8 protein-coding genes and 1 pseudogene are annotated in these 10,790 nt (G+C 72.4%); 6 read left to right on the top strand and 3 right to left on the bottom strand.

Going from position 1 to position 10,790, the window contains the following annotated elements; genetic code table 11:
• From ABT063_RS41350 to mgt, 4 genes and pseudogenes are all read left to right on the top strand, one after another.
• On the top strand, window positions 1-192 hold a 192-nt coding region (locus ABT063_RS41350), incomplete at its 5' end, for a winged helix-turn-helix domain-containing protein (protein ID WP_351066108.1).
• Between the two features lie 50 nt (window positions 193-242).
• A complete protein-coding gene (locus tag ABT063_RS41345) occupies window positions 243-1,682 on the top strand; it encodes a sensor histidine kinase (RefSeq protein WP_351066107.1) in 1,440 nt (479 codons plus the stop codon).
• Window positions 1,679-2,239: a hypothetical protein gene (locus tag ABT063_RS41340; RefSeq protein WP_351066106.1), complete on the top strand. Its 561-nt coding sequence runs from the start codon at window positions 1,679-1,681 to the stop codon at window positions 2,237-2,239. Before ABT063_RS41345 ends, ABT063_RS41340 begins: the two co-directional genes overlap by 4 nt.
• Window positions 2,224-3,496 (top strand): annotated as a pseudogene (gene mgt, locus ABT063_RS41335) (macrolide-inactivating glycosyltransferase). The gene ABT063_RS41340 and the pseudogene mgt overlap by 16 nt, the downstream one beginning before the upstream one ends.
• Before the next feature lie 92 nt (window positions 3,497-3,588).
• Here mgt and ABT063_RS41330 read toward each other — a convergent pair.
• Complete coding sequence (locus ABT063_RS41330; RefSeq protein ID WP_351066105.1) at window positions 3,589-5,841, bottom strand: MMPL family transporter; 2,253 nt, start codon at window positions 5,839-5,841, stop codon at window positions 3,589-3,591.
• A gap of 385 nt (window positions 5,842-6,226) precedes the next feature.
• Here ABT063_RS41330 and ABT063_RS41325 point away from each other — a divergent pair, with 385 nt between their 5' ends.
• The gene (locus ABT063_RS41325) at window positions 6,227-6,772 is read left to right on the top strand and encodes a DUF1697 domain-containing protein (RefSeq protein WP_351066104.1); all 546 of its coding nucleotides are present in this window, start codon (window positions 6,227-6,229) and stop codon (window positions 6,770-6,772) included.
• Window positions 6,773-6,783: 11 nt separating this feature from the next.
• Here ABT063_RS41325 and ABT063_RS41320 read toward each other — a convergent pair whose 3' ends face one another.
• Window positions 6,784-7,194: a VOC family protein gene (locus ABT063_RS41320; protein WP_351066103.1), complete on the bottom strand. Its 411-nt coding sequence runs from the start codon at window positions 7,192-7,194 to the stop codon at window positions 6,784-6,786.
• Window positions 7,195-7,260: 66 nt separating this feature from the next.
• On the opposite strand from ABT063_RS41320, the gene ABT063_RS41315 reads away from it, so the two are divergent.
• Window positions 7,261-7,863, top strand: a complete 603-nt coding sequence (locus ABT063_RS41315) for a TIGR03086 family metal-binding protein (RefSeq protein ID WP_351066102.1) — start codon at window positions 7,261-7,263, stop codon at window positions 7,861-7,863.
• 188 nt (window positions 7,864-8,051) lie between these two features.
• On the opposite strand, the gene ABT063_RS41310 is transcribed toward ABT063_RS41315, so the two are convergent.
• Entirely contained in the window at window positions 8,052-10,595 is a 2,544-nt protein-coding gene (locus ABT063_RS41310; RefSeq protein WP_351066101.1) for a GTPase-associated protein 1-related protein, read from the bottom strand.
• Window positions 10,596-10,790: the final 195 nt, after the last annotated feature.

Here is a 10,790-nt window from a genome sequence, read left to right as displayed (position 1 = left end):
TCCGCCTCACCCGGCCAGGTGTTCAGCCGGCAGCAACTCCTGGAGGCGGTCTGGGAGCACAGCTTCCACGGGGACGCGCGCCTGGTGGACGCCTGTGTCAAACGGCTGCGCGCCAAGATGGGCGAACCCTCGCGCGATCCGCGCTACATACAGACCGTGCGCGGTTTCGGCTACCGGTTCGCCGCCCGGTGAGGCTCTCGGCGAGATCCCGGGTCAGAGCCCCGCAACTGCGCGGCCTGCGCATGCGGTTGGTCGTGGCGTTCGCCCTCGTCGCCGCGCTCACCGCCGCCACCACCGGCGCCCTGACGTTCCGGGAGGCGCGCACCGGAGTCCTCCAGCAGAGCCAGGACACCGTGATCAAGCTGCTGCGCACCCAGGTGGACCGGCTCGCACCCCAACTCGGCTTCCCCCCGGGCGAGGCCCAACTGCGGCGGTTCGCGGCCGACGTGGCCGCCGCCGAACCGTCCGGGACCTGGCGCGTGCTGGTCGCCTACGACGGGCTGAGCGCCACCTCCGCCCCCGACGACCCGTTCGAGGAGCTGACGCCCGCCCTGCGCGCGGCCGTGGACTCCAGCACGGCCACCGTCTTCCAGCGAGTGAACAGCGGCGACCACACCTCCCTCGTCGTCGGCATGTCGGTCGCCTTCGCCACGTCCGGCGCGGAGGGCCTGGTCGAGTCCGGCGTCCAGGTCTTCCTGACGGTGCCGCAGGCCACGGAACAGGCGTACGTCGACGCCCTGGTCACCGCCATCCAACGGGCCACCGTGCCCGCCCTGGGCCTCGCCGTGCTGTTCGCGCTGCTCGCCGCCCGCGGAGTGCTGCGGCCGGTGCGCGCGCTGCGCCACGCCACCCGCAGCATCGCCGAGGGACGGCTGGACACCCGGCTCGCGGTCGACGGCTCCGACGAACTCGCCGATCTGTCGCACACGTTCAACGAGACCGCCGCCGCCCTGGAGGAGTCGGTCGCCGAACTGCGCGGCATGGAGGCCCGGGCCCGCCGGTTCGCCGCGGACGTCTCGCACGAACTGCGCACCCCGCTGGCCGCCATGTCGGCGGTCACCGACGTCCTCGACGAGGACGCCGCCCACCTCGACCCCGACACCGCCACCGCGGTCCGGCTGATCAGCGAGGAGACCGTGAAGCTGGCCCGGCTGGTGGACGACCTGATGGAGATCTCCCGCTTCGACGCGGGCGCGGCGGTGCCGCACCTGGACGAGATCGACCTCGCCGAGTCGCTGCGGCGCACACTCGCCTCCCGCGCCTGGACCGACTCGGTGGACGCCGACCTGCCGCCGCCCGATGCCCTGCGCGCACGCGTCGACCCGCGCCGCCTCGACGTGATCGTCGCGAACCTGGTCGGCAACGCCCTCCGGCACGGCGCCCGCCCGGTCCGGCTGCGCCTGTACGAGGGCACAGACCCCGGGTCGGCCGTGATCGAGGTGCTGGACAGCGGGCCCGGCATCCCCGAGGACGTGCTGCCCCACGTCTTCGAGCGCTTCTACAAGTCCGACACCGCCCGCACCCGGACCGAGGGCAGCGGCCTGGGCCTCGCCATCACCGCGGAGAACGTCCGGGTGCACGGCGGCACCGTCCGGGCGGCGAACCGTGCGGAGGGCGGCGCCGTCTTCACCGTAGAACTCCCGCTGCGGCGGGACACGTCGCCGCAGGGGAACCGATCTTGAGAGCTGTATGCCGATCCGCGTCACTCGTCCTCGCGGCGCTCGCCGCGCTCGTCTCCTGCGGCGTCCCCACGACCGGCGTGGTGGAGGCGGGCGGGCCCGCCAGTGGGGTCGTGCCCACCATACGGATCTACCTCGTGGTGGACGGCACCCTGATCGCCGTCCCCCGCAGAACCGTCGCCCCGGTCGACGTCGAGTCGGCCGTGGACGTACTGCTCCAGGGCCCGAGCGACGCGGAACGCGCCAAGCGCCTGACCACGCTGCTGCCGCTGCCGGGACCGCTGCCGACGGCCGCCCCGGCCGCGCCGCCCACGGGCCTCGCCGTGCGGGTTCCGCAGGAGGCGAGGGCGTCGGACCTCGTGAAGGTGGCCACGCAGGGCGACCGCGTCTCCCTCGAACTGTCCGCAGTGGTGAATGACCTCGCGGTAGCCCAGCTGATCTGCACGGCCGTGGGGGCACAGCGCATCGCCGATCCCGGGAGCGAACCGGGGACCGTCACCGTCACCGGCCCGGACGGCCGACCGGTCGAGGGATCCGGTGAGGACTGCCCCACGCCCTAGCGGCAGCAGTCTCGGTATTCGAGTTGTACGAGACGTCTCGTCTCGTCTACTGTCGACGCCATGACCGCCACCCGCGCCCACATCGCCATGTTCTCCATCGCCGCCCACGGCCACGTGAACCCGAGCCTCGAGGTGATCCGCGAGCTCGTCGCGCGCGGGCACCGGGTCACGTACGCCATCCCGCCCGTGTTCGCCGAGAAGGTCGCCGGGACCGGTGCCGAGGTGAAGCTCTGGACGTCGACGCTGCCCTCGCCCGACGACGACCCGGCGGCCTGGGGCACCACCCTGCTGGACAACGTGGAGCCCTTCCTGGCCGACGCGATCCAAGCGCTCCCGCAGCTGATCGAGGCGTACGAGGGCGACGAGCCCGACCTCGTACTGCACGACATCACCTCCTACCCGGCCCGGGTCCTCGCCCACCGCTGGGGCGTGCCCGCGATCTCCCTCTCACCGAACCTCGTCGCCTGGGACGGCTATGAGGAGGAGGTCGCCGAGCCGATGTGGGAGGAGCCGCGGAAGACCGAGCGCGGGCAGGCCTACTACGCCCGCTTCCACGCCTGGCTGGAGGAGAACGGGATCACCGAGCACCCGGACCCGTTCGTGGGCCGTCCCGCCCGCTCCATCGTCCTGATCCCCAGGGCGCTGCAGCCGAACGCGGACCGGGTCGACGAGAGCGTGCACAGCTTCGTCGGCGCCTGCCAGGGCGACCGCGGCGCGGAGGGCGACTGGCAGCGGCCCGCAGGCGCCGAGAAGGTGGTCCTCGTCTCGCTCGGGTCCGCCTTCACCAAGCTGCCGGACTTCTACCGGGAGTGCGCCAAGGCCTTCGGCGACCTGCCGGGCTGGCACCTGGTGCTCCAGATCGGCAAGCACGTCGACCCCGCCGAGCTGGGCGACGTACCGGCGAACGTCGAAGTGCGCTCCTGGGTGCCGCAGTTGGCGATCCTGAAGCAGGCCGACCTGTTCGTCACGCACGCCGGCGCGGGCGGCAGCCAGGAGGGACTGGCCACGGCCACGCCGATGATCGCCGTACCGCAGGCCGTGGACCAGTTCGGCAACGCGGACATGCTCCAGGGCCTCGGCGTCGCCCGCCGCCTTCCGACTGAGGAGGCGACCGCCGAAGCGTTGCGGGAAGCCGCCCTCGCGCTGGTCGACGACCCCGAGGTCGCCCGGCGGCTGAAGGAGATCCAGGCGGAGATGGCCCAGGAGGGCGGCACGAAGCGAGCGGCCGACCTCATCGAGGCCGAACTGCCCGGGTAACCCGCGCAGGAAGAAGGCCCGTTGACTCCCCCGAAGTCAACGGGCCCTCAGTCAGGGAAGGTTCACGACCCTACGGCGCCGTACGGAGCCGTTCAGACTCCCAGCCGCTCACCCTCGTCGTCCCGTGCCACGGGCCGTGCGACGGCCTCCGGCGACTCGTCGTGGGTGAGGTCAGGCAGCCGGTGCAGCCACTTCGGCAGGTACCAGTTGCGCTCGCCGAGCAGCGCCATCACCGCGGGGAGCAGTACGCCCCGGATGATCGTCGCGTCGATGAGCACCGCGGCCGCGAGGCCGACGCCCATCTGCTTCATGGACTGCATGGACAGCGTGCCGAAGATCGCGAAGACGGCGACCATGATGACGGCGGCACTGGTCACGACACCGGCGGTGGTGACCACACCGTGCTTGATGGCCTCGTTCGTGCTGCGGCCGCGCATCCGTGCCTCGCGGATCCGCGAGACCACGAACACGTGGTAGTCCATCGACAGGCCGAACAGGATCACGAAGAGGAACAGCGGCAGCCACGTGATGATGGCGCCGACGCCCTCCGCGCCCACCAGCGAGGCACCCCAGCCGTGCTGGAAGACCCCGACGAGGATGCCGTAGGCCGCGCCCACCGACAGCAGGTTGAGCACGATCGAGGTGATCGCGATCGTCAGCGAGCGGAACGACAGCAGCATCAGCGCGAAGGCGAAGACCACGACGAACGCGAAGACCGGGACGACGGCTCCGGCCAGCTGGTCGTTGAAGTCCTTCGAACCGGCCACCTGTCCGGTGATCGGCGCCTCGACGCCGTCGACCTTGCCGAGCGTGGCGGGCCGCACGTCGTCGCGCAGCTTGTCCAGGTTCTCGCCGGCCTTGTCCAGGTCGGAGCCGCCGACCAGCGGGACGTAGACGAAGGCGATGTTCTGGCTGTCGTGCAGCTTGATCTCGACCGGGCCGCGCGAGGCGCCCGAGGCGACCGCCCGCTCCTTGAACTCGGCCAGGGCGCCCTGTACCTCGGGCGCGTTGATGTCGTCCGCCTTGACGACGACCTCGGCCGGCTCGGAGCCTCCGGGGAAGGCGTCGTTGACCCGGTTGTAGGTCTGCACGATCGGCAGCGAGTCGCCGAACTCCTGGTCCAGCGTGAGGTTCTGCGTCTTCATGCCGACCGCCGGCGCGGCGATCGCGAGCAGCGCCCCGGCCGCCACGACCACAGAGATGACGGGCCTGGCGAGCACACCCTTCAGTACGGCCGTCCAGAACCGGCTTTCGCCGTTGCCGCCGTTACGGCGACGCCGCCGCAGGAACGGGATACGGCCCTTCTCTACCCGCCCGCCCAGCAGGGAAAGGAGCGCGGGCAGCACGGTCACGGACCCGACCATGGCGACCGCCACGACCATCAGCGAGGCCAGGCCCATCGCCTCGAACTCGGCGAGCCCGGTGAACAGCATGCCCGCCATCGCCACGCACACCGTGACACCCGAGACGATGATCGCGCGGCCACTGGTGGCGGCGGCCACCCGCAGCGCCGTCTGGGCGTCCCGTCCCGCCTCGCGCTCCTCGCGCTCGCGGCGCAGGTAGAACAGGCAGTAGTCGACGCCGACGGCCAGACCGACCAGGAGCATCACGGAGTTGGCCGTCTCACTCATCGGCATCACATGACTGACGAGGCCCATCAGGCCCATCGTCGCCATGATCGCGGTGATCGCCAGCAGCACCGGCAGCAGGGCCGCCACCAGCGCGCCGAAGGCGATGAGCAGAATGCCGAGGGCAACCGGCACCGCGGAGTACTCGGCCTTCTGGAAGTCGTCCCCGAACGCGTCGTTGAACGTCTTCATCATGCTGGCGCCGCCGATCTCCTCGATCCGCAGCGACTCGTGGTCCTTCTGGACGTCCTCGACGGCGTTCAGCACCGGCTCGACCCGCTCGCCCGCGGTGTCGGAGTCGCCGCGCATGTCGAACTGCACCAGCGCGCTGCGGCCGTCCTTCGAGACCGTGTCCGTGTCGTACGGCGATGTCACGTCCGTGACCTTGCCGGTCGCGTCCACGGCGTCCATGACCGCGGTGACCGCGGCGCGGAACTCCGCGTCCGTGGCCTTGAGGCTGCCGTCCTTGGCCTGGATCAGCACCGTCTCGCTGGCCGGTTCGTCGATCCCGGCATCCTCGATGATCTTGGCGGCGGTGTATGTCTCGCCCGGCAGCCCGTCGCTCTGGTCGACGTCGACCCGGCCCGCCGCCGACCCGAGCCCCATCGCCAGGACGACGAACAGCACCCAGATGCCGACGGCAGCCCATCGATGCTGGGCACTCCAACCGCCGGCCCGGGCGGCCAACCCCCGCACCCGTGTATCTCCGTTCCCCATGACGGGCTTGCCCCCTCGTGAGCGGTGGCAGCCCCCTGCCGCCACCTTTCGTTTCGAAGGTATGGGCCGCATAAAGCCATCTCGTCCTGCTGCCCGGTGAAGCGCGACGGACCGAAGTCATCCCCTCGGCCCCCGCGCTCTCCCCACTGGGGAGGATGATGGCCCCTTACAACTACCTGGTCTTCTCGGGGACGACGATCGCAGTGTCCGGTCCGTCGGCAGCGACCCGCTTTGTCGTGGCGAAAAGCTTGTTGAATGAGTCACAGGTGTGTGCAGCGGTTGAATCACGCCCTCCGGATCGGCCAGAGTTCCGCACAGTCCCACGCGCGGACACGGCCGTCGTGCCCACCCCCACGGGGCACGACGGCCGCTTTATGGTGTGCGGATGACAACGAGGTACGCGGCGCTGCTGCGCGGAATCAACGTGGGCGGCAGCAAGAAGGTGCCGATGGCCGAACTGCGCGCGCTGCTGGAGGGCCTCGGGCACGCGCAAGTCCGTACGTATCTGCAAAGCGGCCAGGCCGTGTTCACCAGCGGCCACGGCGACGAGGAGTCCCTGGCCGCCGAGCTCACGCAGGCGATCGAGAAGCGCTTCGGCTTCGTGGTCGACGTGATCGTCCGCGACCACGCCTATCTGAAGGCGGTCGCCGAGGCCTGCCCCTTCCCGGCCGCCGAGCTGGAGGCCAAGCAGCTGCACGTCACCTACTTCTCCGCCCGAGTCGACGCCGAGCGCTTCGCGGAGATCGACCAAGCCGCCTATCTCCCCGAGGAGTTCCGCCTCGGCGACCGCGCCCTGTACCTCTACGCGCCGAACGGATTGGGCCGTTCCAAGCTCGCCGAGCACCTCTCCAAGCCCCGGCTGAACAAGGGCGTGATCGCCACAAGCCGCAACTGGAACACGGTGCTCAAGCTGGTGGAGCTGACCGATTAGGGCCCTAGCTGTCAGCGGGCGGAATCGAGCATCTTCTGGGTGACCTCGGTGGTCTCGCGCGGTGCCAGGCAGAACAGGTGGCCGGCGGGGTCGACGAACACCCGGAACCGGTCGCCGCCGGGCTGCTGCTCGGGCACGAGCGCGCCGAGCCGTTCGAGCCGTCGTTCCATCTCGTCCAGGCTCTCGTCGACGGCGAACTCCAGATGCTGGCGGCGCGGGGCGGCCGGGTCCGGCCAGCGGAGCGGCCGCGGATTGCCCACCTTCTGGAAGAAGAGCCGTACGGTACCGCCCTCCAGGACGAGTACGGCGTAGCCGTCCTCGTCGGAGACGATCCGTCGCCCGCCGAGAAAGCCCTGGTAGAAGCGGGCAAGCTGATCGGCGTCGGGGCAGTCGAGCGTCACGGCGTAGAAGGTCACGGTCATACGAGGAGCCTAGGCTCGTCGCGTTTGTTCAAGCGGCCTCGGCACGCCCTCCCTAGCGTGACGTGCATGAACAAGGATGACCTCTACCCGTACATGACCGAATGCGCCGCCGAGGCGGCCCGTGTCGCGCGCGGTGTCACGGCCGCGCGGCTCGGCGAACCGACCCACTGCTCCGACTGGGACGTGCGCGCCCTGGTCAACCACATGGTCCTGTACACCTCGCACGGCCTGGAGCACCGCGCCCTGCGCAAGCAGCTCCCCGAGGAGCTGACCGCCCGCGACTTCACCGCCGAGGCGGACTGGGCCGAGGCGTACGCCGCCCAGCTGGACCGCGCGGTCGCCGCCTGGGCGGACCCCGCGGTGTGGGAGGGCGAGGTGGACCTGGGCGTGGGCAGCCTGCCCGCCCCCGAGCTCGCCTCGCTGATCATCAAGGAGACGGCCGTGCACGGCTGGGACGTCGCCACGGCCACCGGCCAGCAGTTCCACGTCTCGGACGGCGCCGCCCGGCTGGTCCTCGACGTGGTCGTCACCCACGGCGACCTCTACCGGCAGTACGACGGCTTCGCCGACCCGGTACCGGTGCCGGACGACGCACCCGTGTTCGCCCGTGCCCTTGCCGCGAGCGGCCGGGACCCGTTGCAGCGGCCCCTGGGGGTGCCGGGCCGCTGAGTCCGCCGAGGCAGATCTCCTCCAGCGGCCGAGGACGTCTCGCTCGGCTCCCTGGACCCGCCCGCTGCGGGGCGCCGTCCGTGGAACAGGCTCCGGGCGATCCGCGTCGGCCACAGGTCGGAGAACGCCGTCCAGGTCAGCGGCCCCTGGGGGTGACGGCGGCCGACAACGCGTCCACGCTCACAGGTTCACCGGTGGCCTCCACCGGCCGGCGGTTCGATGTCCGCGTGCCGACCGGGGGTCGGGCCGGCGATCGGCTCGGTACGGCGGCCGCGTCCGGACAGCCGTCCCGCGAGCCGCCCGAGCGCGCCGGGGCGGTTCCAGGAACGCCACGCGTCGAGCTTGCCCCGGCCCGCGCGGCCCAGCGCCGCCTCGATCTCGGCGTGGTCCTCGGCGGGCAGTGCCCGCACGATCGGCCGCAGCACCTTGGTCAGCAGCGTGGTACGCGTGGTGTCCCAGTCGGGGTGGGTGCCGGGGTACGCGCTCCAGTCGCAGTAGCGGGCGGCGACGTACGACGGCACGGTCCGCAGCCGGTCGCCCACGCGGTCCGAGCGCCCGACGCGCTCGTACGCCGCGAGCAGTTCCGGTTCGGCCGACCTGGCCAGGGAGTAGACCTCGTTCTCGGGAGCCGTCCCCTCCAACAGCCGCCGGGCGAGGGCGCCGTAGACCCGCTCGGTCACCGTGTCCGGAACGGGTTCGGTCGCCGAGTCCCGCAGCGCCAGCACCCGGTCGACCCACTGCTCGCCCTCGCCCTCGGTGCCGAGCAGGCCCGCGAACTCCAGCAGGAGCAGGGCCGAACGCTGCCCGGGCCGCAGTTCCGTACCGAAGCAGCGCAGCAGGTCGGTGGCGAGGACCGGCACGCCGGGGTCGTCCGCGGGCGCGGCGAGGGCGGCCTCGATCAGCAGGTCCCGGGTGCCGGCCGCGCGGTGCGTGTCGGAACCCAGCTGGTTCAGCAGCAGGCTCGCCTCCTGCCCGGTCGGCAGCTCGCCGGTCCACACCAGCCCGAGCGCGGTCCGCAACACGGCCGTCTCGGCGTGCGGGGAGACCCCCGCGGCCCGCAGGACGCCGTGGAACCGCGCGAGCCGGTCGCCCGGGGCGTCGGGAGGCGTCGCCGTGACGCACATGCGCAGGTGCGGGAAGCCCGGCTGCAGCGTGACGGGCAGCCCCGACCCGGCCAGCTTCCGCGCGGCGACCCGCGGATCGGCGGCGGCCAGCGCGTCGAGGGCATCGAAGAGGGCGATGCGCAGCGCGGGGTGCCCGTGCACGGCGTCGAGGAGGGCGGGCGGGCAGGGGGCGGCGGTGCGGTCTTCGCGGCCTGCGACGCCGGAGCCCCCGGCCGGGTCCTCGCCCACCAGCGCCCGCGCCAGCCGCCCGGCCAGGTCCGGCAGCAGGTCCTGGCAGTCGATGTCCAGCAGGTCGGCGACCTGCAGCAGGGCCAGTGGCCGTCCGTCGGCCGGCTCGCGCGCGTCCGCGAGGCCGGCGCGCAGTGCGGGGGCCAGCTCACGGGCGAGATCGGCGCGTGCCTGCGGGGTGAGCGACCCGGCGTCGAGCGCGGGCACGGGCCCCCGGCCGAGCACGGCCGAGGCCAGCACGCGTGCGGCGAGCGGAGCGGACACGGCGGTCGGCACCTGCCCCTCGAGCCGCGCCAACAGCGCGGCCAGCGCGGTCTGTTCGTCGTCGGGGGGCGGGGGAGCGGGGGTGTCGACGGCCGCGGCCGACGGGGCCCGCACCACCGAGCCCTCGGCATCCCCCGCACACAACCCCTCCACCAGCGCGCCCAGCGTCGCATCGGGCAGTGTGTCCGCGTGGTCGGCCGCCCAGCGTGCGGCGACCGCGCGGGCGTCGGTGCGCAGGGCGATGCCCGAGGTGAGGGCGGCCACGGCGAGGGGGCCGAGGTCCTCGGCGTCGCGGAACAGCTCGGGCCGCCCGGCGCACCAGATCCGCGCGCACACCTCCGCCCAGGCGTCCGTGACCGGCTCGGACGGCGGCCGCCCGGTGCGGTCGTGCACCCGGTAGCGGTGGTCGTGGGCGACCGACTCCGACGACGGCAGCGCGCCGATGATCTGCTGGCGGGCCTGCTGAGGGCGACGCGTGTAGGTGGTGAAGGTCAGCCGGTGCGCCTGTTCGCGCGGCAGCACCGTGCAGGCGAGCGCGATCCACTGGGCCACGTCGGCACTGTCGTGCTCCACGATCACGAGCTGCCCGGCGTCCGGGTCCGCCGCGAGCGCCCGCAGATCGGCGAAGAAGGCCGCGAGCCGGTCGGCCCGGGACACCGCGAACGCGACCAGCCCCTCCTTGCGGAACAGGCCGGACGGCTCGAAACGGTCGACCGGCTCGGGCCGGCCACCCGGGGGAGTGGCGTCGGCCCAGCGCGGCGACTCCCACGCGGTGATGGGCAGGGCGCCGTCCGGCAGTCGCGTCCCGGACGGCAGATGGACGGCGTGCGCGTGGAAGTTGCCCCAACGCCCGCTGTGGTCCGCCCCGGTGTACACGCTGCGGCTCAGCAGCGACCCTCCGTCGGCGAGTTCGCTGAAGCTGAAGGCCTTGGGGAAGCTCTTGAGCTGTTCGGTGTCGGGCCGGTCCGGGAAGTCGCGCGGCGGCTCGTACCCGATCAGCTGTTCCGCCTCCCGCAGCAGCCCCTGCGGGACCCCCGCGCCGACCGCGGTGAACCGGAAGCCCGACCCGTCGGGTCCGGGCGGATCGGAGGTGTAGTGCAGCTGGGCGAGGGTCACTTGACTCGTCCCTTCCCCGCGGCGCGGACCGGCGGCAGCCCGCGCCGGGCGAGCACTCCCGCAGCGGATCCTGCACGCAGCGCGGCGTGATGCCCGAACTCCCGACCCGCCACGTGCGCCGCTCTCCCTCGACCGATTCTTCGAGGGACCATCCCAGCAGATCTCCGGCCGGGGCGAGGCGACTTCTTCGGAATC

Source organism: Streptomyces sp. NPDC002838 (assembly GCF_040295365.1).
Lineage (GTDB): Bacteria > Actinomycetota > Actinomycetes > Streptomycetales > Streptomycetaceae > Streptomyces.
This window is presented reverse-complemented; position numbering and strand designations above follow the sequence as displayed.

Excerpts from the sequence above, each read along its gene's own strand:
- ABT063_RS41320 (WP_351066103.1), bottom strand. The coding sequence starts at position 7,194 with ATGACCGTGACCTTCTACGCCGTGACGCTCGACTGCCCCGACGCCGAT.
- ABT063_RS41315 (WP_351066102.1), top strand. The coding sequence starts at position 7,261 with ATGAACAAGGATGACCTCTACCCGTACATGACCGAATGCGCCGCCGAG.
- ABT063_RS41325 (WP_351066104.1), top strand. The coding sequence starts at position 6,227 with ATGACAACGAGGTACGCGGCGCTGCTGCGCGGAATCAACGTGGGCGGC.
- ABT063_RS41345 (WP_351066107.1), top strand. The coding sequence starts at position 243 with ATGCGGTTGGTCGTGGCGTTCGCCCTCGTCGCCGCGCTCACCGCCGCC.
- ABT063_RS41330 (WP_351066105.1), bottom strand. The coding sequence starts at position 5,841 with ATGGGGAACGGAGATACACGGGTGCGGGGGTTGGCCGCCCGGGCCGGC.